Origin of the sequence: Altererythrobacter sp. TH136 (assembly GCF_007065885.1) — a bacterium.
Classification (GTDB): domain Bacteria; phylum Pseudomonadota; class Alphaproteobacteria; order Sphingomonadales; family Sphingomonadaceae; genus Tsuneonella.
Genome location: NZ_CP041409.1, coordinates 1,014,763 through 1,033,463, shown reverse-complemented (window position 1 = coordinate 1,033,463; position 18,701 = coordinate 1,014,763). Strand labels below are relative to the sequence as shown.

Annotated in this window: 17 protein-coding genes and 3 tRNA genes; 9 read left to right on the top strand and 11 right to left on the bottom strand. The window is 66.3% G+C overall.

The genetic code is table 11. The features are described 5' to 3' along the window. Positions 1-5: 5 nt before the first annotated feature. The gene (locus C0V74_RS05110) at positions 6-227 is read right to left on the bottom strand and encodes a hypothetical protein (RefSeq protein WP_143250896.1); all 222 of its coding nucleotides are present in this window, start codon (positions 225-227) and stop codon (positions 6-8) included. A 330-nt stretch (positions 228-557) separates the two neighbouring features. Between C0V74_RS05110 and C0V74_RS05105 the strand changes: the two genes are divergently transcribed. Further along, a complete protein-coding gene (locus tag C0V74_RS05105; RefSeq protein WP_143250895.1) occupies positions 558-1,856 on the top strand; it encodes a L,D-transpeptidase family protein in 1,299 nt (432 codons plus the stop codon). Positions 1,857-1,965: 109 nt separating this feature from the next. On the opposite strand, the gene ettA is transcribed toward C0V74_RS05105, so the two are convergent. After that, a complete protein-coding gene (gene ettA / locus C0V74_RS05100) occupies positions 1,966-3,639 on the bottom strand; it encodes an energy-dependent translational throttle protein EttA (RefSeq protein ID WP_131624294.1) in 1,674 nt (557 codons plus the stop codon). A gap of 114 nt (positions 3,640-3,753) precedes the next feature. On the opposite strand from ettA, the gene C0V74_RS05095 reads away from it, so the two are divergent. Both C0V74_RS05095 and C0V74_RS05090 read left to right on the top strand, forming a co-directional pair. After that, positions 3,754-5,127, top strand: coding sequence for a M20/M25/M40 family metallo-hydrolase (locus C0V74_RS05095; RefSeq protein ID WP_143250894.1), 1,374 nt, complete (start codon positions 3,754-3,756; stop codon positions 5,125-5,127). 212 nt (positions 5,128-5,339) lie between these two features. Then, complete coding sequence (locus tag C0V74_RS05090; protein ID WP_143250893.1) at positions 5,340-5,909, top strand: NAD(P)H-dependent oxidoreductase; 570 nt, start codon at positions 5,340-5,342, stop codon at positions 5,907-5,909. Between the two features lie 36 nt (positions 5,910-5,945). Here C0V74_RS05090 and C0V74_RS05085 read toward each other — a convergent pair. The 4 genes from C0V74_RS05085 to C0V74_RS05070 all read right to left on the bottom strand — a co-directional run bounded on the left by C0V74_RS05085 (position 5,946) and on the right by C0V74_RS05070 (position 8,906). Next, a tRNA-Pro gene (locus C0V74_RS05085) sits at positions 5,946-6,022 on the bottom strand. Positions 6,023-6,065: 43 nt separating this feature from the next. Next, a tRNA-Ile gene (locus C0V74_RS05080) sits at positions 6,066-6,141 on the bottom strand. An 80-nt stretch (positions 6,142-6,221) separates the two neighbouring features. Beyond that, a complete protein-coding gene (locus C0V74_RS05075; RefSeq protein WP_143250892.1) occupies positions 6,222-7,220 on the bottom strand; it encodes a polysaccharide deacetylase family protein in 999 nt (332 codons plus the stop codon). A 30-nt stretch (positions 7,221-7,250) separates the two neighbouring features. Next, on the bottom strand, positions 7,251-8,906 hold the full coding sequence (locus tag C0V74_RS05070) for a histidine kinase dimerization/phospho-acceptor domain-containing protein (RefSeq protein WP_246844970.1): 1,656 nt from the start codon (positions 8,904-8,906) through the stop codon (positions 7,251-7,253). A 203-nt stretch (positions 8,907-9,109) separates the two neighbouring features. On the opposite strand from C0V74_RS05070, the gene C0V74_RS05065 reads away from it, so the two are divergent. Continuing rightward, a complete protein-coding gene (locus tag C0V74_RS05065) occupies positions 9,110-9,577 on the top strand; it encodes an Lrp/AsnC family transcriptional regulator (RefSeq protein ID WP_131624303.1) in 468 nt (155 codons plus the stop codon). An 89-nt stretch (positions 9,578-9,666) separates the two neighbouring features. Continuing rightward, positions 9,667-10,182, top strand: coding sequence for a hypothetical protein (locus tag C0V74_RS05060; protein WP_143250891.1), 516 nt, complete (start codon positions 9,667-9,669; stop codon positions 10,180-10,182). A gap of 64 nt (positions 10,183-10,246) precedes the next feature. Here C0V74_RS05060 and accC read toward each other — a convergent pair whose 3' ends face one another. The 4 genes from accC to C0V74_RS05040 form a co-directional block, all read right to left on the bottom strand. Further along, on the bottom strand, positions 10,247-11,596 hold the full coding sequence (gene accC, locus C0V74_RS05055; RefSeq protein WP_143250890.1) for an acetyl-CoA carboxylase biotin carboxylase subunit: 1,350 nt from the start codon (positions 11,594-11,596) through the stop codon (positions 10,247-10,249). 7 nt (positions 11,597-11,603) lie between these two features. Next, positions 11,604-12,089 carry an acetyl-CoA carboxylase biotin carboxyl carrier protein gene (gene accB / locus C0V74_RS05050; RefSeq protein ID WP_143250889.1) on the bottom strand — a complete coding sequence of 162 codons (486 nt, stop codon included), beginning with the start codon at positions 12,087-12,089 and terminating at the stop codon, positions 11,604-11,606. A 73-nt stretch (positions 12,090-12,162) separates the two neighbouring features. Next, positions 12,163-12,597, bottom strand: a complete 435-nt coding sequence (locus tag C0V74_RS05045) for a type II 3-dehydroquinate dehydratase (protein WP_143250888.1) — start codon at positions 12,595-12,597, stop codon at positions 12,163-12,165. 92 nt (positions 12,598-12,689) lie between these two features. After that, positions 12,690-13,103, bottom strand: a complete 414-nt coding sequence (locus C0V74_RS05040) for a holin family protein (protein ID WP_143250887.1) — start codon at positions 13,101-13,103, stop codon at positions 12,690-12,692. A gap of 126 nt (positions 13,104-13,229) precedes the next feature. Here C0V74_RS05040 and C0V74_RS05035 point away from each other — a divergent pair, with 126 nt between their 5' ends. Together C0V74_RS05035 and C0V74_RS05030 are read left to right on the top strand one after the other, a co-directional pair. Then, the gene (locus tag C0V74_RS05035; protein ID WP_143250886.1) at positions 13,230-15,002 is read left to right on the top strand and encodes a DUF885 family protein; all 1,773 of its coding nucleotides are present in this window, start codon (positions 13,230-13,232) and stop codon (positions 15,000-15,002) included. Between the two features lie 168 nt (positions 15,003-15,170). Next, complete coding sequence (locus C0V74_RS05030; protein ID WP_210413450.1) at positions 15,171-16,412, top strand: DUF2254 domain-containing protein; 1,242 nt, start codon at positions 15,171-15,173, stop codon at positions 16,410-16,412. A 67-nt stretch (positions 16,413-16,479) separates the two neighbouring features. Here C0V74_RS05030 and C0V74_RS05025 read toward each other — a convergent pair. Beyond that, a tRNA-Pro gene (locus C0V74_RS05025) sits at positions 16,480-16,556 on the bottom strand. Positions 16,557-16,753: 197 nt separating this feature from the next. Here C0V74_RS05025 and yajC point away from each other — a divergent pair. Continuing rightward, positions 16,754-17,074: a preprotein translocase subunit YajC gene (gene yajC / locus C0V74_RS05020; protein WP_131624336.1), complete on the top strand. Its 321-nt coding sequence runs from the start codon at positions 16,754-16,756 to the stop codon at positions 17,072-17,074. Positions 17,075-17,087: 13 nt separating this feature from the next. Further along, positions 17,088-18,686, top strand: a complete 1,599-nt coding sequence (secD, locus tag C0V74_RS05015) for a protein translocase subunit SecD (protein ID WP_143250884.1) — start codon at positions 17,088-17,090, stop codon at positions 18,684-18,686. The last annotated feature ends 15 nt before the right edge of the window (positions 18,687-18,701 follow it).

Below are 18,701 nucleotides of genomic sequence, written 5' to 3'. Positions count from 1 at the left end.
GGGCGTCACCAGCATTGCCATGCGCCGCGGTGGCGTTTGGCCTCAGGTAAGGCGGGCGTGGACCACCAGGCGGACGCTTCCGCGCCAAGCGCGGCCTGCGCAACGGCGATATGGTCGGCAATGGCCGCCGCGCTGAGCAGATGGGCAGACCGCTTGTCGTTGGAACAGGTCCGGTCAGCCGCGATCAGCGACGCCTGATGATCGAAATAAAGGCGGTTGAGATCCATCTGTCGCTCCGGTCACAAGCGGGAGCACAAACAATCTCTCAGTCGCGGGGCGCTTATTCAGATCGACCGCGATGTGGATGAACTAGCACAGATCGTCCGAAATCCCAAATGGCTCGCGGGATGAAGCATACAGCTGATCAGCCGGCTGCTGTGGTCGGGCAGCTATCCGCCCGCTTCGCATTCTGACCGCTTCAGGGGCGAAACAGTCGGCCGCGCATGTCCAGAAACGGGTAGAAAGCGGTCAACGTTGCGGTCATCGGGTTCAGCCTACTGAAATTCCAATGCCGTAGGACCTGGTCAGAGGCTGATCGCAGCCTGGAGAAAAACTGCATGAAAATCAGTCTGCTCTTGGGTGCCGCCGCATTAATGGCCGCCAGCCCGCTGGCGGCGAATCCGCGAGGCGATGAGCCGATCGCGATCCCCGCTTCGATTAAGCAGGGGATCGACTTCATCTATGTCGATCCGCAGATGGCTGAAGTTGCGAAGCCGAAGCAAAAGCCGCGAAATTGGCTTCAGCGCATCTTCAAGGGTCGCGAAGAGACGCGAGGGAAAGAACCTAACTCGGTTTTCCTCGGCCTCGCGGGCGGTCTCGAACGGTACAAAACAAGTTGGGGCGGTTTGCCGCAGATCAAGGTTGCCGCGGGCGGTCCGCTGAAGGCGGGCTCCAAGGGAAGGCGCGTGGAGCAGCTTCGGACCCGCTTAGGGCTGCCTGAAGGGGGCGGCTATGACGAGACGCTTTTGCGCGCGGTGACCGAGTACCAGCGCGTGCATGGCCTTGACGCCGATGGCGTTGCTGGCCGGTCGACGATCGCCTCGCTCAACTTGGGCGCGGATCATTATGCTCGCCGGATCGCAATCAACATGGAACGTGCCTACCGCCTGCCGGTCACCCGCACGTTCGACCGATATGTGGTGGTCGATTCAGGCGCGGCCGAAGCATACCTCGTTCAGGGTGACAAGGTGGTGGACAGCATGCGCGTGATCGTGGGCGCGCCGAAGACCAATACGCCAATGCTAGCGGTTCTGATGCAGCGCGCGAAGGCCAATCCGTACTGGAACGTGCCGCCGGACATGATCCAGACCGTGACGGCCAAGCGCGTGCTCAATCAGGGCGTCTCCTACTTGAAGAACTTTCATTACGAGGTGCTGTCCGATTGGACGCCCGCTGCCCAGGTGGTCGATCCGAAGACCATCAACTGGAAGCAGGTCGCAGCGGGCAAGAGCAACATCCGCGTGCGCCAGCTGCCCGGGCCGTGGAATTCGATGGGTGAGATGAAATTCGAGATGCCGAACGACTACGGCATCTATCTCCACGATACCCCGACCAAGGAAGTGTTCGACTCAAAGGACCGCTGGCTGAGCAATGGTTGTGTTCGGCTGGAGGACTATCGCCGATTCGCATCGTGGGTGTACGGCGGTGTTCCGCAGCCCGGGCCGGCAGCTGAGCAAGTTCTCGAGCTGCCGAAGCCAGTCCCTGTATTGATGACTTACCTTACCGTGATGCTCAGCGGCACAAGCGTCCAGTTCCGCCCCGACCCCTATGGGTTTGACGCGCTGGCGATGCCGCAGATGTTTGCAGCCACCCGCAGCGCAGGCCTCGAACCCATCGAGAAGGGAGCCCAGTCCTAACGCTGCTTGGTGTCTCTGGCATCGTCACCTGTGTTCGAAGCACCTTCTACGGAACGTCGGCAATGGGCCGATACCCGGCAGTATGCAGGCAGGCGCGTTGCTGCCAATTCTACCGCGTCAGTTTCTTGTAGGCGAGCCGCGTCGGCCGATCTGCGGCATCGCCCATGCGGCGGCGCTTGTCTTCCTCGTACGCCTCGAAGTTGCCTTCGAACCATTCGACGTGGCTGTCGCCTTCGAACGCCAGGATGTGCGTCGCCAGGCGATCGAGGAAGAAGCGGTCGTGGCTGATGACCACCGCGCAGCCGGCGAAGTTCTCGATCGCTTCTTCCAGCGCGCCCAGCGTCTCGACGTCGAGATCGTTGGTCGGCTCGTCGAGCAGGAGGACGTTGCCGCCCGCCTTGAGCATCTTGGCCATGTGCACGCGGTTGCGCTCACCGCCGGACAGCTTGCCGACGTTCTTCTGTTGGTCGGCGCCCTTGAAGTTGAACGCGCCGACATAGGCGCGCGTCGACATGTCGTGGCCGTTGACCTTCATGTAATCGAGGCCATCGGACACTTCCTCCCACACGTTCTTCTTGGGATCGAGATCGTCGCGGCTCTGGTCGACGAAGCCGAGGTGGACGGTCGAGCCGATCTCCACCGTGCCGCTGTCGGGCGTCTCCTTGCCGGTGAGGATCTTGAACAGCGTCGATTTGCCGGCGCCGTTCGGGCCGATCACGCCGACGATGCCGCCGGGGGGCAGCATGAAGTTCAGGTCTTCGAACAAGAGCTTGTCGCCATAGGCCTTGGAGATGCCCTTGGCCTCGATCACCTTGCCGCCGAGGCGCTCGGGCACCTGGATGACGATCTGGGCCTTGCCCGGCTTGCGGTTGTTCTGCGCTTCCTGCAGCTGCTCGAACTTGCGGATACGCGCCTTGGACTTGGTCTGGCGCGCGGCCGGGGTCTGGCGGATCCACTCCAGTTCGTCCTTGAGCGCCTTGGAGCGGCCGGATTCCTCGCGGCTTTCCTGCTCCAGCCGCTTGGCCTTCTTCTCCAGGTAGGTCGAATAGTTGCCCTCGTACGGGTAGTACGAACCCCGATCGAGCTCGAGAATCCAGCCGACCACGTTATCCAGGAAATAGCGGTCGTGGGTGATCATCAGCACCGCGCCGGCGTATTCCTTGAGGTGGTTTTCGAGCCACTGGACGCTTTCGGCGTCGAGGTGGTTGGTCGGCTCGTCCAGCAGCAGGATGCCCGGCTTCTGGATCAGCAGGCGGGTGAGCGCGACGCGGCGCTTTTCACCGCCCGAGAGGCTTTCCACACCCATGTCGCCCGGCGGGCAGCGCAACGCTTCCATTGCGATCTCGAGCTGGTTGTCGAGCGTCCACCCGTCGACCGCGTCGATCTTGTCCTGCAGTTCGGCCATCTCGGCGCCCAGCGCATCGAAATCGGCGCCCTCCTCGGCCATTTCCATGCCGATGGCGTTGAACCGTTCGACCATGTCGGCGGTTTCGCGCGCCCCGTCCTTGACGTTTTCCAGCACGGTCTTGGTCGGATCGAGTTCCGGTTCCTGCTCCAGGTAGCCGACGGTGATGTTCTCGCCCGCCCACGCTTCGCCGGTGTAGTCCTTGTCGATCCCGGCCATGATCTTGATCAGGGTCGACTTGCCCGCGCCGTTGGGGCCGACGATGCCGATCTTGGCGCCCTGGTAGAACTGCAGGTTGATGTCCTTCAGCACCGGCTTGGGCGCACCGGGGAAGGTCTTCGTCATGCCTTTCATGACGTATGCGTACTGGGCGGCCATCGGTGGTCCTCAAAAAAAGCAGAGTGTGTCTGAAAGTTGGCCGCCAGATAGGGGTTGGGGCGGGGAGGGGCAAGCGGGTTGGCACCGCCGATGCGAGGCGCTAGCAGCGCGGGCATGAAGTCGCATTTCTCCGCGCTCGCCGCGCTGTCGCTCCTCGCCGCAACCGCCGCGTCTGCCGCGCCGCCGCCGCTCTCGCTCGAGCGTTTGGCCGATGACGCGCTGGAGAACGACCGGGTCGCATGGGACTTTGTCGAAGGGATCACCACCGAAGTCGGTCCGCGCCAGGCCGGCACCGAAGCGGAAGCGCGCGGGCGGGACTGGGCGGTGAAGTGGCTCAAGGCCAACGGCTTCGCGGGCGTGAAGGTCGAACCCTACAAGATGCAGACCTGGGTGCGGGGCGAGGAACGCGCCGAGATCGTCGGCACCTTCGCCCAGCCGATGAAGATCACCGCGCTCGGCAACTCGGCCTCGACCGGGGCGGCGGGCCTCACGGCGGAAGTGGCGTACTTCCCCACGTATGCCGACCTGGTCGCGGCCCCGGCGGGCAGCCTGGCGGGCAAGATCGCCTTCATCAGCCACGACATGCGCCCGACGCAGGATGGCTCCGGATACGGATTTGCCGGCCCTGCGCGGTGGACCGGCGCCAGCCTCGCCGCGAGCAAGGGCGCGGTCGCGACCGTGATCCGCTCCATCGGGACGGAGAACCACCGCACGCCGCATACCGGCGGTACCACCTTCGCCGAGGGCGTTACGCCAACCCCGGCCGGCGCGCTGAGCAACCCGGATGCCGACAATCTCGAGCGGATGTTCGCCCGCGGCAAGCCGATCCGCATGAAACTGACGTTGACCCCCAGCGCGGTGGGCGAAACCGACAGCGGCAACGTGGTGGCCGAAATCACCGGCCGCGATCCTAAGCTACCGCCGGTGTTGATCGCGTGCCATCTCGATAGCTGGGACCTGGGCACCGGAGCGATCGATGACGCGTCAGGCTGCGGGATCATCGCCGCCGCCGCCAAGCAGATCGCGCGCGGCGACCGGCCCTTGCGCACCATCCGGCTGCTGTTCGCCGGGGCGGAGGAGACCGGCCTGTGGGGCAGCCGTGCCTACGCCGCGGCCCACCGGGGCGAGGCGATCCACGCCGGCATCGAAAGCGACTTTGGCGCCGACCGGATCTGGCGGCTTGACAGCAACTTCACGCAATCCGCGCCCGCGCTCTATCAGCGCCTGGCCAAGGCCGTCGCGCGTTTCGGGGTAGCGCCATCGCAGGAGGTGGCCACCGGCGGGGCGGACCTGAACCTGGCGCGCGAATCGAAGTCAGCCATCCTTGATCTGCAGCAGGACGGCACCCGCTATTTCGACCTGCACCACACGCCTGACGACACGCTGGACAAGGTGGATCCGGTGCAACTGCGGCAGAATGTCGGCGTTTGGACTCAGGTGGTCGGCATCCTCGCGAACGAAGCCGACGCGATCACCCCGGGGGCGTAGCGCGGCGTTTCCGTTAGCATCCCGCGCTGGTTTCGCGTGGTGCTCATGAACGCGCTGACCTGTAAAGTCCGGGCGCGTTGCTCCCTCGGCGGTGATCCTGCGGGAACGGCACAAAAATCGCGCAAGCGGGTCCGGGAACGGCGCCGGAAACACCCGCCCGCCCGCGCGTTCGGTCAGCGGACGGGCACACTTTCTTGCAGGAGCAACCAATAGTGGCGCAGCAATTTGACGTGGCGGTGATCGTGGGCAGCTTGCGCAAGGAATCGGTCAACCGAAAAGCCGCGCTGGCGCTCGCGCGGCTCGCCCCTGCCAACCTGACGCTGCGGATCGTCGAGATCGGCGATCTCGCGCTGTACGACGAAGACGTGGAGAAAGCCGGCGCGCCCGATGCGTGGCAGCGTTTCCGCCGCGAGGTAGGCGCGGCCGACGCGGTGCTGTTCGTGACGCCGGAATACAACCGGTCCGTGCCGGGCGCGCTCAAGAACGCGATCGACGTGGGTTCGCGCCCCTATGGCAGCAGCGCGTGGGCCAAGAAGCCCGCCGCGATCATGAGCGTGTCCCCCGGCGCCATCGGCGGCTTCGGCGCCAACCATCATCTGCGCCAGGCGCTGGTGTTTCTCGACATGCCGACGTTGCAACAGCCGGAGGCTTATGTCGGCGACGGGTTCAACCTGTTCGGCGACGATGGCGGTATCGTGAAGGAGGGGACCGAGACGTTCTTCCAGACCTTCATCGACGCGTTCGCTCAGTGGATCGAGCGCACGGCAACGCCGCGCACTTAGCCGAGCCGGTTTTTATCCTGCTCTCACTGGGTTGATTGGTCGGGGAGACAGGATTCGAACCTGCGACATCTTGCTCCCAAAGCAAGCGCGCTACCGGACTGCGCCACTCCCCGACCCATCGATGCCGGCCACCTGGCACGCCTTGAAAGGCGCCGGTGGTGGGCCCGGCAGGATTCGAACCCGCGACCTAGCCGTTATGAGCGGCCAGCTCTAACCGCTGAGCTACAGGCCCCCTGGCCGAACCGGACGGGCCGGTCCGGTCAAAGCCGGTGCGCGGGGCGGTAGACGCAGGGCTGCACGCTGGCAAGCGGCTCAACGCTCGGCGGTGGAGATGATCTCGCTGACGCTGGTGGGAGCCACTCCGCGCATGTCCAGATACATGTAAACGCGGCGGAACCAGTCATACAGCCGATCAAGGTCGGCTTCGGTGCGGACGTAGGGTGTGTGGCCGGGTGACAGCGACGGGCTGTGAAAGCTCAGCACCAGCAGCGGCAGGCCATCGTCCAGCGCCATGTCGATGCCGCGCAGCGCTTCCTCGGCGGTGACGCCTTCGGGGGTCAACGCAATCCGTTCGAGCACGCCGAACCGCGAGCACGCGCCGGCCACTCTCGGTAACTTGCGCAGCAGCGGATGCACCCAGCGGCCCTGCCGCCGCAGCATTCCCCAATAAACGGTGGTGAGGGGCAATTCGAGGAGTTCACGCGCCTCGTCCACCCAGTACGGCGCCAGTGGATGGCGGCTGTAATCGGGACCCTGGCCGTCCCGATAGTCGAAGTTCGCCCGCACCGAGGTGTCGATCGGCACCCCTGCATCGCGGAGCATGGCGGCGGTTTCGGCCCCCAGCCCATAACGGCCCGCCCGGTAGATCAGCGGGGTAGTCTCGAATGCCTGCTCGACCTGCCGGCGCAGCCGAAGGAACTTGGCGCGCTCGAGCGCCGGCGGAAGGTTGCCGGCATAGCTGTTGTGGACGCTCACCTCTTCATCGAAGGGCGGATTGACCCATGGGTGAAGCTGGACGCCGACTTCGGCGCGGCCCGCCTTGACCGCGCTGCCGATGATGTCGATCGCCAGCGGCGAGGTGGCGACCGGCCAGTCGACGAGGTACACCGGCACCACCCCCAGCCCTTCGCAGAACTCCTGGAAGCGGGCGATCCGCGGCACGTGCATCAGTCCGTGCCCGTCGCGGGTGAAGGGGTCCGCCCAGTTGAATTCTTCTTCCGTATCGACCGTCAGCAATGAGCGGGTGCCGAACCGGGGGGCGAAGCGCGCGGCCGAACCGGGGAGCGGCGGCTGGGTGATCGGACGATCCATGCAACTCCCCCGCTGGCGGGCGGCGTGAGGTCAGCCGTGAGCGGCGCCAGCGCGGTCGTGGCTAAGTTGCCCCTCGGCGGCGGTCAAGCCGGGGAGAGTGAGGATCAGCGCCTTGTTCGCGGCCACCAGGTCGCCGCCTGCGGCCTGCGCCTCCGCCCGGGCGAGCCGCAGCGCGAAGCCGGCGCCGAACATCCCCGCGCTCACCGCGCCGCTGCCCGCGCGATAGTCAGCGGCAAAGACGTCGTCCTGCGTCGCCAGCGAGGCGGGCAGGGCAATGCGCAGTTGCACGCCGTTCGCCAGGCGAGAGAGGCGCAGGGCAATGACTTCGCCCGGACCGGTCGCGCCGGTCGCCGTCGCCAGCAGCCGCCAGGCGAGCGCTTCGGCATCGTGGCGGGCGAGGGGCACCGCGCCCGCGGCCCCGTCGATCTCGCTGAGAAACTGCGCATTGCGGCTGCGCAACACCTCGCCCAGTTGTACGGTCAGCCCCTGCAAGGTCTGCGCAAAGTCCGAGCTGCCTTCGTCCAGGGAGAGGGTGCCGCTCTCCAGCCGGGCCAGCCGGTCAAGTTCGTCGAACCCCGCCAGCATCCGCGCCGCGTCGCCCGCGATCGTCGCGGCCAGGGCGCGGTATTCGTGCGGCGTGGGTCCGAACAGCTGTTGCTGGATCACCTCGGCAAAGCCCTGGATCGCGTTCACCGGGGTCTTCAGTTCGTGCAGCAACTGACGCATGCGATCTGCCTGCGGGCTGGACGCGGCGGCAGCGGCGGCGAGTGCTGGCCGCCGGAACCGGCCCGCGTACCCCATGAACCGGCCACCCGGATCGGAGAAGCGGGGACCCGCATCGATGAGCCAGTCGCCCGCTACCGCCGGAGCGCCGCTCCACGTCATCGCGACACGGCGCAGCGGCTGGTGCTGGTTGCGCCCGCTGTCCGCGGCGACGGGGACGAGTGCCCCCATGACCATCGGCGCGATCGGCGCATCGGCCCAGTCGATCCGCCCTTCGGCGTCGGTGGTGAAAGCGAACCCCTCGCACCGCGAGCGCGCCTGGTCGGGCCGTTCGTTTAGCGGCAGGCGCGGCGCTTCTTCCGGCGGACGCGCGGCGCGGGTCTTGCGGAAAGTCTCGATCCGGCGGACCAGCGCGCCGATTTCGCTGGCGGAGTCGTCATCGCTCTCCGCCAGGTCGTTGGCCGGGACCGGCCGCAGGGGCGGGAGCGGGGCGGCGGGCGCCGCGTCCATGGCGGGATAGGGGCTCGGCAGACCGCGGTCGCGAATCCCAAGCCGGTCGAGCACGTGCTGAGTCGCCTGCGGCAAGTCGCGCCGCAAGCGCAGAAAGCCGCGCGCGCGGATCGGCAGGCGCGGGATCAGCGCGTCCCAGTCGTGCACGCTCAGCTGCGCGACCGAGAGTGCCGCCGCCGCGACCTCGGGCTCGTCCTCGGCCAGGTGCAGCGCCAGTTCGGGGTTGCGGAACCGCAGTCCCGGTTCCCGGATCATCATCGCGCGCTGGTCAGCGGCAATCGTCTCGCCCAGCGCCGCCAGCCTGAGCCACGCGGCCGCAAGCATGGATTCGTCGCGGCCGGCGCGGCGGTTGCCCAGCAGGTCGAGCAACTGGCGGAACTGGGTCATGGCCGCACGCTCACCCGTCGCCCGGTGGCGCAAGACGGTGGCAAGGCGGTCGTCGAAGTGCATCATGCTCCAGTCAGGCGCTCGGCGCGGGTGCGAGGCGGTATCCCAGCTCGTTCTATCACGGAGCGCCGATGTGAACATTGGGGCTCGGCCCCGCGTTGCAAAGCGGGACAATTGCTGGCAGAAACAATAAAATTAGCAGGCGGTGCCGTAATCTGCCGCCTTTATTGCCCGGCGATGTCTGGGTACCATCTCGCGGGGGCGCGGCAATGGCCAATCTCGACGATATCGACCGCAAACTGCTGGCAGAGCTGCAAAGCGAAGGCCGGGTGACGAATGTGGAACTCGCCAGCCGGGTCGGCCTCACCGCCCCGCCATGCCTTCGGCGCGTGCGCGCGCTGGAGGAAGAGGGCGTAATCCGCGGCTATCATGCCGATCTCGATCCGTCGAAGCTCGGCTTTGCGATCACGGTGTTCGCCATGGTCAGCCTGAAAAGCCAGGCGGAAAGCAGCTTGCGCGAGTTCGAGGATCACATGAAGTCGCTGCCCGAGGTGCGCGAGTGCCACATGCTCAACGGCGAGATCGACTTCATCCTCAAGATCGTCAGCCCCGATCTGCAGAGCTTCCAGGAGTTCCTGACAAGCAAGCTCACGCCCGCGCCAAATGTCGATAACGTAAAGACATCTTTGACCATTCGGACCGCCAAGCAGGAACCTGGGGTGCCGCTCGCCGACTAAACCGCGCGGCTTGGCAGATTGTCGAATCCCTGTCGGAACGCATCGCCGCGCCGGCGCTTGAGTATGTGATAACCCACAAGGAGATTCGCATGCCTACTCACGCCATTTTCGACAGCCATGACCATGCCCGCCGCGCGGTCGACGACCTGCGCACCGCCGGGGTGCGCGACGATTCGATCTCGGTCGTAGCCCACCATGGCCGCACCACCATCACTACGGACGCCGACGGCAACGTGACCGATGAAGACCACCAGAACATCCTGCGCGGTATTCTGGGCGGGGGCGCCTTGGGTGCCGGTCTCGGCGTTGCGGCGCTCGCCATCCCCGGCGTTGGCCCGATTGCGGCGGCTGGCGCGATCGCGGCCGGCGTAGTGCCCGAAGCGATGGGCATCGGCGCGCTGGCTGGCGCGGCGTTCGGGTCGATGAACGAAGTGCTGAAGGGCCACGGCGTCGATGACGATGACGCCGCGTACTACAGCCCGCGGATGAAGGACGGCGCGGTGTTCATGTCCGTCGACGACGAGAAATCGGGCTACGACGCTGATCGCACGTCCGAAGTGATGTACAACGCCGGCGGCCATAACCGCAGCCGCCCGCGCACGTAAGCAAATCGCGGGGGGCGGGCCAGACCGGCTCGCCCCCTGCTATCCCCTTGAGCACCCGCGAAAGTTAGGCTTCGCGTTCCCGGAGCCAGTCCTCCAGCCATTTGATCGAATAATCTCCGCTGAGGACATCGTCCTGGCGGATCAGTTCCCGGTGGAGCGGGATGCTGGTCTTGACGCCTTCGACGACCATTTCCTCGAGGGCCCGCCGCAGCCGCATGATGCATCGTTCGCGGTTGCGGCCATAAACGATCAGCTTGGCGATCATGCTGTCGTAGTACGGCGGGATCTTATACCCGGCGTAAAGCCCACTATCGACCCGCACGTGCATCCCGCCGGCGGCGTGATAGGCGGTGACCATTCCCGGTGAAGGGGCGAAGGTCCAGGCGTCTTCCGCATTGATGCGGCACTCGATCGCGTGGCCGGTGAAGGTGATGTCGGCCTGGCTGCACGACAGGTCCTTGCCATCGGCGATGCGGATCTGTTCGCGCACCAGATCGATGCCGGTGATCATCTCCGTCACCGGGTGTTCCACCTGCAGACGCGTGTTCATCTCGATGAAATAGAACTCGCCGTTTTCCCACAGGAATTCGATCGTGCCCGCGCCGCGGTATCCCATGTCCGCCATCGCGTTCGCACAGATCATGCCCATCCGATCGCGCTCTTCCGCGGTGATGATCGGCGAGGGCGCTTCCTCCAGCACCTTCTGGTGCCGGCGCTGGAGCGAACAGTCGCGCTCTCCCAGATGGACCGCGTTGCCGCGCCCGTCGCCGAACACCTGGAATTCGATGTGGCGCGGGTTGCCGAGGTATTTTTCAATATAGACCGTGGCGTCGCCGAACGCGGCCTTCGCCTCGCTGCCGGCCTGACGCATCAGCGTTTCGAGCTGTTCTTCCGCCTCGCACACCTTCATGCCGCGGCCGCCGCCGCCGCTCGCAGCCTTGATGATCACGGGATAGCCGATCTCCGCCGCGATGGCGCGCGCTTCATCGAAGTCGCTGACCGCGCCATCGCTGCCGGGGACCAGCGGCAGGCCGAGCGCGCCGGCGGTGCGCTTGGCTTCCACCTTGTCGCCCATCGTGCGGATATGCTCGGGCTTGGGGCCGATCCAGGCGAGGCCGTGCGCCTCGACGATCTCGGCGAACTTGGCGTTCTCCGACAGGAAGCCATAGCCGGGGTGGATCGCATCGGCATGGGCGATCTCGGCCGCCGAGATAATCGCCGCGACGTTGAGGTAGCTGTCGGTCGCCGGCGGCGGACCGATGCACACCGCGTGGTCGGCCAGGCGCACGTGCATCGCATCGGTATCGGCGGTCGAGTGCACCGCGACCGTCTCGATGCCCATTTCGTGGGCCGCACGATGGATCCGCAGCGCGATTTCGCCGCGGTTCGCGATCAGGATACGGGTAATCGGCATGGCCGGATCAGCCGATCACGACCAGCGGCTGGTCGTATTCCACCGGCTGCGCGTTCTCGACCAGAATCGCCTCAATCGTCCCTGCCTTGTCGGCGGCGATCGGGTTCATCACCTTCATCGCCTCGACGATCAACAGGGTGTCGCCCTGCTTGACGGTGTCGCCGACCTTGACGAACGGCTGGGCGCCCGGTTCCGGCGTAAGATAGACGGTCCCGACCATCGGCGACTTGAGCGCGTCTGCATTCGCGGTCGGTGCAGCCGGCGTCGGCGCGACTGCGGCGGACGGGGGTGCCGCGGCTGGCGCGGCCGCCATCGGTTGCGGCGCGGACGCCATCATCACCCCGCCGCGGGCGACGCGGACCTTGCGGTCGCCATCTTCGACCTCGATTTCGGTCAGCCCGGTTTCCGCCAGCAGTTCGGCCAGTTCACGGACCAGTTTGGTGTCGACGTTCATGCCCGAGCTCCGCGCGCTTGCGTCCTTGGTTTCGGCCATTGCCTGCCCCTTGTTGTGTCAGGCGAGTGCCTATGCGCGGCTCGTCCGCCAACCGCAAGCCACTAGCAAGCCGCTAGAGCGCCGCCGCCTTTTCCAGCGCGGTGACATAGCTTTGCGGACCCAGGCCCTTCACCTCGGCCACCGCGCCCATGCCGACATAGGATACGTGCCGGAACGCCTCGCGCGTCAGTGGATCGGACAGATGCACTTCGATCACCGGCACGGCGATCGCCTTGATCGCATCGAGCAGCGCGATCGAGGTATGGGTATAGGCCCCGGCGTTGAGCAGCACCGCCCTGGCCCCTTCGGCATTCGCCTCGTGCAGCCAGTCGACGAGATGGCCCTCATGGTTCGACTGGCGCACGTCGACTTCCAGCCCCAGTTCCTGCCCCCGGTCCTCGAGCATCCTGGCGATCTCGTCGAGCGTGGCGGAGCCGTAGATCTCCGGCTCCCGCGTGCCGAGCAGGTTGAGGTTGGGACCGTTGAGGACATAGACGAGGTTGCTCATCCGCGCTGCTTACAGACCCCGCGGCCCGGCGTGCAAGCATGCCGGACTGGGGCGAGTGTCACACGTGTCACACTGTTCAGAGCCGAAACAACTTATCCCTCCACCCCCTTGATCTTCCCCCACTGGCGCGCGGCGGTGTAGCCGAGGTAGCCGGTGCCGAAGAGGGCGTAGAGTTCCTCCGGCAGGCCGCGCAGGTATGCGGTCATCGATCCGGCAATCGTCTCGGCGGTGCCGGGGGCAAACAGCGACAGGATGCCGATCGGCAGCGCGGCGAGCAGCATCACGTACATGACATAGAGGAAGCTCGGCCGCGCGCGGCTGGTCCAGGGATCGGACGACGCAGCCTCCGTAACAATGGCCGATAGCTGGGTTTCGATCAGCCTGAGTTCGTGCGTCCCTTCCAGTTGCAACAGTTCAAGCTTCGCCTGCGCGGCGGCCTGCTTGTCGGGAATGACCTTGTCGATGATCGAGGTGACGGGACCGATCAGGACGTCGAGGATAGACATGTGCTTACTCCGGTTGAAACGGTCGGTCTGTAACCAGATGGGTTTGTGTAGGAAAATTCTTTCACCATTCGTAGCTCTGGCCCGCCAGGTTTGACAGCACGCCGGCCGGGCAGCAGGAAGGCGCGCATGAAATCGACGCTGTTGCTTGCCGCCGCCCTCTCCTTGTCCGCCACCACCGCCGCCGCGCAGGACGCCGCCGCGCAGGACGCCGCCGCGGGGCCTGCCGACGAGGCGCTGCAGGCGCTCTACGATGAATACTGGAACTGGCAGGTGCGCGAGTACGGCTGGATCGAGAACGCGGACGGATCGACCGACCAGGGGCCGACCATCGCGCCCGCGACGCCCGCTGCCCAGCAGGCCCGCGCCGCGCAGGCGGTAGAGTTCCGCAGGCGGCTCGGCGCGATCGACCTGGCGGCGCTGTCATCCCCGGAAAAGACCAACGCCGCCGTGCTGCGCGCCGCGCTGACCGAGACGATCGAGGACGCGAAGTTTGCCGAATGGGAGATGCCGTTCGACAGCGATTCCAATTTCTGGAGCTATTGGGACGCGCCCACCGGATACCAGACGGTCACCGAGTACGAGCATTACATCGCCCGCCTGCGCGCGCTGCCGCGCCATTTCGACGAGCAGATCGCCAACGCGCGCGCAGGTTTGAAGCGCGGGTTCAGCGTTCCGCGCGTGACGTTGGCGGGGCGCGACGGGAGCCTGGCGGCCTATACCGTCGACGAGCCGGAGAAGAGCCCGTTCTGGCGCGCCTTCGCCGACATGCCTGCGCGATTTTCCGACGCCGACAAGGCGCGGCTGAGGGCGGACGGGCGCGCGGCCATCGCGCAAGGCGTCACCCCCTCTTATGCCGAGCTGCTGACATTCCTGCGCGACGAGTACGCGCCCAAGGCGCGCACGACGCTGGCGGCCGAGGCGATGCCGGATGGCAAGGCGTATTACCAGCAGCAGATCCGCCAGTACACGACCCTCGACCTCAAGCCCGCGGAGATCCACCGGACTGGCCTGGCCGAAGTCGCCCGGATCGAAGGCGAAATGCGCAAGATCATGGCCGAGGTCGGTTTCACCGGCACGATCGCGCAGTTCACCGAGAAGCTGCGCACCGATCCCGCGCAGGTCGCGGCCACGCCCGACGAGCTGATGGGCGTATCCGCCTACGTGGTGAAGCGGGTGGACGGGAAGCTGGCCGATTACTTCGGTTTCCTGCCGCGCAGGCGCTTCACTATCCGGCCGGTCGCCGATGCGATCGCGCCCTTCTATACCGCGGGGCGCGGCGGTCTGGACGCGTGCCAGATGAACACTTACAACCTCGCGTCCCGCCCGCTGTACAACATCCCCGCGCTGACGCTGCACGAGTGCGCGCCGGGGCATAGCTTCCAGATGGCGTTCCAGCAGGAGCAGGGCGAGCAGCCCAAGTTCCGCCGCAACCTCTATTTTAGCGGGATGGGCGAAGGCTGGGGCCTCTACACCGAGTTCCTGGGCGAGGAGATGGGCATCTACCGCACGCCGGAAGAACGCTTTGGCCGGCTGAGCTACGAGATGTGGCGTGCCGCGCGGCTGGTGATCGACACCGGCATTCACCACGATGGCTGGACCCGCGACCGGGCCATCGCCTATCTCGCGGACCGCACCGCGCTGTCGCGGCACGAGGTGGAGACCGAGGTGGACCGGTACATCTCGTGGCCCGGCCAGGCGCTCGCCTACAAGCTGGGGGAAATGACCATCCGGCGGATGCGGACCAAGGCCGAAGGCGCGCTGGGTGCGGCGTTCGACATCCGCAAGTTCCACGATGTGGTGCTGGCGCTCGGATCCGTGCCGCTGCCCGAACTCGAAGCGCGGATCGACGCCTTCATCGCCGATGGCGGGCAGGGGTTGCCGGGCGTGACGTACGATTGACCCCGGGACCATTCCCGCTGACCCGCGTTGACCCTCAAAAGGGGAAGCACATGACCGACGACGGCGGGCCGGGTGCCGGCAGCGGCTGCGCGGTGACGCGCGGTTTCCTGGCGCCCTGTGCGCCGCCAGCGACGCGCGCGGGCTAAGCGGGTGGCGTTTCGCGTACGCGTGCGGAAGCTGGTCGAGGACATCCGCGACAGCTACTGGTTCGTCCCCGGGCTTCTGGCGCTGGTCGGCCTGGTGCTGGGTCTTGCCGCGATCCTGCTCGACGTGCGGATCGGGGATGCCTGGCTGGGCCGCTACGAATGGCTCTATGGCACGCGCCCCGATGGCGCCCGCCAGATCCTTGCCACCATCGCAGGGTCGACCATCACTGTCGCGGGCGTGGTGTTCTCCATCACCCTGGCGGCCGTGACCTACGCCTCGGGCCAGTACGGGCCGCGATTGCTGAGCAACTTCATCCGCGATCGCGGCAATCAGGTGACCCTGGGCGTGTTCGTGGGAACGTTCCTCTATTGCCTGGTGGTGTTGCGAACGATCCGCAGCGCGGAAGAAGCGAGCGCCGACAGGGCAGGCACCGTGCGCGAGGCATTCGTGCCGCACGTAGCGATGTTCGGCGCGCTGGCGCTGGCGATCCTGTCGATCAGCGTGCTGATCTACTTCGTGCACCATGTCACCTCGGGCATCCATATCAACAACGTGATCGCGAAGATCGGCAGGCAGCTGCTCAGCGACATCCGCGACCGTGCCGCCGAGCGCAGCGACCTGTTACCCGGACCGCCGGCATCGCCCCTCGATGGAGCGGTCCGCGTCGCCGCCGACCGGACAGGCTATATCGAAGCGATCGACGAAGGCGTGCTGATCGATTTCGCCGAGCGTCATCAGCTGACGGTGCGGCTGGTCCGCCGCGCGGGTGATTTCATGCACAACGGCCGCGCGATCGTGGAGGTCTGGCCTAGAGAAGCGGTTGATCCGTCGATCGCGCAAGCATGCAACGCCGCCTTCGCCATCGGTGATCGCCGGAGCGCGCAGCAGGATTTGCGCTATGGCATCGATGAACTGGTGGAGATCGCCACGCGCGCCCTGTCGCCCGGGGTCAATGATCCCTTCACCGCGATCGCCTGCATCGACTGGCTGGGCGCGGCCTTGTCCGAACTTGCTCTCATGCGACCGGCCCCCGACGTTATGGCGGGCGAGGGAGGCGAGGCCCGGCTGGTCGCCGATCGGCTGGGCTTCGAAGATTACCTCGCCAGCGCGTTCGGTCAGCTGCGTCCGTACCTGGCGGGGGACGTCAACGCGCGCACCCGCGCCCTTGCCGCGCTGGATGAGGTGGACGCGACGCTGTCGGACCCCCGAAATCGATCGCTGCTGGCCGCGGAGCGGCGGGCGCTGCGGGCGTGCGCGGCGTAGACTTCGCTTCTTGCAGGACAGCCATGCCCGCGGCGGGGCGCGCGCTGGCAAAGAAAGCTGAAACCACTGGTCGGGACGAGAGGATTCGAACCTCCGACCCCCACACCCCCAGTGTGATGCGCTACCAGGCTGCGCTACGTCCCGAGACCAGTGGAGCGGGCGCCTATAGGTCCGGCATTCCGGCAGCGCAAGCTGCGCAAGTGCAGGTGTGTCGCGCGCGCAACGGTTGTCACTCGATTGCCCTTGCCAGGCGATGCTGCTAGGCGCGCCGCCATTGCCGCTGGAGCGAGAGTTCCTACGTTTTCCGGCGCCCATTCTCGTTCGAACGGACCATTTTGACGATGCTCGATTTTCTCGCTGCCGCCGCCGGTGGTGCCGCGCCCCCGGTATGGATCAGCTGGCTGCCGATCGTCGGCATGATCGCGATCTTCTGGTTCCTGCTGATCCGCCCGCAGATGCGCCAGGCAAAGCTGCACCGTGAAAAGATCGGCGGGCTGAAGCGGGGTGACCAGGTGGTCACCGCTGGCGGTCTGGTCGGCAAGGTGTTGAAGGTGGATGATAACTACGTCGAGCTCGAACTGGGCAAGGGCGTTCAGGTCAAGGCGGTCAAGCACACGATCGGCGACGTGATCCCGCCCGCCGGCTCTGCCGCGAACGACTGAGGCGCAGCGCACAATGCTCGATTTCCCGCGCTGGAAGAAGATCTGGCTGTGGAGCGTGATCATCCTGGTCTCGCTCGCCGCGCTGCCATCGCTGGTGTCGCTGGCTGGCGGCAAGTGGCCGCAGAACCTGCCGGACCCGTCGATCAATCTCGGGCTGGACCTCGCCGGCGGCAGTCACATCCTGCTCGAAGCGGACAGCCGCCAGATCGCCGCCCAGCGGCTGGAAACGATGGAGGAATCGGTCCGGACCGTGATGCGGCAGGCCACCCCCGCGGTTCGCATTGGCGACGTGTCGACCCAGGGCCAGCGCCTCAGCTTCATGGTCGAGAGCGCCAGCGACGTCGATCGCGCGCGCGAGCTGTTGCTGCCGCTGGTCAACGGCGAAGGCCTGCGCCGCGAATGGACGCTGGAGGTGGTCGACGAAACCCGTTTCGTGCTGACCCCGACGCAGGAAGGGCTCGACGCCGCGCTCGACCAGGCGATGGACAGCGCCAAGGACGTGATCGACCGGCGGATCAACGCGATCGGCACGCTGGAGCCAACGATCATCCGCCAGGGCGACACCCGGATCGTGGTGCAGGCGCCCGGGCAGGAAGATCCCGAACAGCTCAAGGCGCTGATCGGGCAGACCGCGAAGCTCGAATTCAAGCTGGTCGACGAGACCGCGCTGCCGAGCGACGTGCAGGCGGGCAATGCGCCCCCGGGGAGCGAAATCTTCCCGTATGCCGAAGGGACGCCGTTCACCGGCCAGAACCTCGCGGTTCGGCGGCTCGGCGGGATCAAGGGCGACAGCCTCACCAACGCGCAGGCCAGCGTCAATCCGCAGACCAACGAACAGGTCGTCAACATTCAGTTCGACCAGCAGGGCGCCGCCAAGTTCGCCCGGCTGACGACGCAGAACGTCAACAAGCCGTTCGCGATCATCCTCGACAACAAGGTGCTGTCCGCACCCAACATCAACGAACCGATCCGCGGCGGCACTGCGCAAATCTCGGGCAGCTTCACGTCCGAAAGCGCCAACCAGCTCGCGATCGCGCTGCGGTCCGGCGCGTTGCCGGTCGATCTCAAGGTGATCGAGGAGCGGACCGTCGGGCCTGACCTGGGCGCGGATTCGATCCGCAGCGGGATGATCGCGATGGGCATCGGCACCGGTCTGGTGCTGATCCTGATGCTCGTCACGTACGGGCGGTTCGGGGTCTACGCGTGCGCCGCGCTGGTGCTGAACGTGGTGATGATCCTGGGCATCATGGCGGTGCTCAACACCACGCTGACGCTGCCCGGCATCGCCGGCTTCGTGTTGACCATCGGCGCCGCGGTGGACGCCAACGTGCTGATCAACGAGCGTATCCGCGAAGAACGGCACCGAGGCCGGCGCGTCGTCCAGGCGGTCGAGTTCGGGTATAGCGAGGCGAGCCGCGCGATCTTCGACGCGAACATAACCAACGTGATCGCAGCGACCCTGCTGTTCCTGTTCGGTCAGGGCCCGGTGAAGGGGTTTGCCGTCGTGCTCGTCATCGGCGTGATCACCTCGGTGTTCACCGCCGTCACCATCACCCGCATGTGGGTTGCCGGCTACCTGCGCCGCAAGCGCCCCACCGACCTGCACATCTGATCGAGGGCCGAAAGC

Excerpts from the sequence above, each read along its gene's own strand:
- yajC (WP_131624336.1), top strand. The coding sequence starts at position 16,754 with ATGCTCGATTTTCTCGCTGCCGCCGCCGGTGGTGCCGCGCCCCCGGTA.
- C0V74_RS05075 (WP_143250892.1), bottom strand. The coding sequence starts at position 7,220 with ATGGATCGTCCGATCACCCAGCCGCCGCTCCCCGGTTCGGCCGCGCGC.
- C0V74_RS05070 (WP_246844970.1), bottom strand. The coding sequence starts at position 8,906 with ATGATGCACTTCGACGACCGCCTTGCCACCGTCTTGCGCCACCGGGCG.
- accC (WP_143250890.1), bottom strand. The coding sequence starts at position 11,596 with ATGCCGATTACCCGTATCCTGATCGCGAACCGCGGCGAAATCGCGCTG.
- secD (WP_143250884.1), top strand. The coding sequence starts at position 17,088 with ATGCTCGATTTCCCGCGCTGGAAGAAGATCTGGCTGTGGAGCGTGATC.
- C0V74_RS05105 (WP_143250895.1), top strand. The coding sequence starts at position 558 with ATGAAAATCAGTCTGCTCTTGGGTGCCGCCGCATTAATGGCCGCCAGC.
- C0V74_RS05110 (WP_143250896.1), bottom strand. The coding sequence starts at position 227 with ATGGATCTCAACCGCCTTTATTTCGATCATCAGGCGTCGCTGATCGCG.
- C0V74_RS05065 (WP_131624303.1), top strand. The coding sequence starts at position 9,110 with ATGGCCAATCTCGACGATATCGACCGCAAACTGCTGGCAGAGCTGCAA.
- C0V74_RS05060 (WP_143250891.1), top strand. The coding sequence starts at position 9,667 with ATGCCTACTCACGCCATTTTCGACAGCCATGACCATGCCCGCCGCGCG.
- ettA (WP_131624294.1), bottom strand. The coding sequence starts at position 3,639 with ATGGCCGCCCAGTACGCATACGTCATGAAAGGCATGACGAAGACCTTC.
- C0V74_RS05035 (WP_143250886.1), top strand. The coding sequence starts at position 13,230 with ATGAAATCGACGCTGTTGCTTGCCGCCGCCCTCTCCTTGTCCGCCACC.
- C0V74_RS05045 (WP_143250888.1), bottom strand. The coding sequence starts at position 12,597 with ATGAGCAACCTCGTCTATGTCCTCAACGGTCCCAACCTCAACCTGCTC.
- C0V74_RS05040 (WP_143250887.1), bottom strand. The coding sequence starts at position 13,103 with ATGTCTATCCTCGACGTCCTGATCGGTCCCGTCACCTCGATCATCGAC.
- C0V74_RS05095 (WP_143250894.1), top strand. The coding sequence starts at position 3,754 with ATGAAGTCGCATTTCTCCGCGCTCGCCGCGCTGTCGCTCCTCGCCGCA.
- accB (WP_143250889.1), bottom strand. The coding sequence starts at position 12,089 with ATGGCCGAAACCAAGGACGCAAGCGCGCGGAGCTCGGGCATGAACGTC.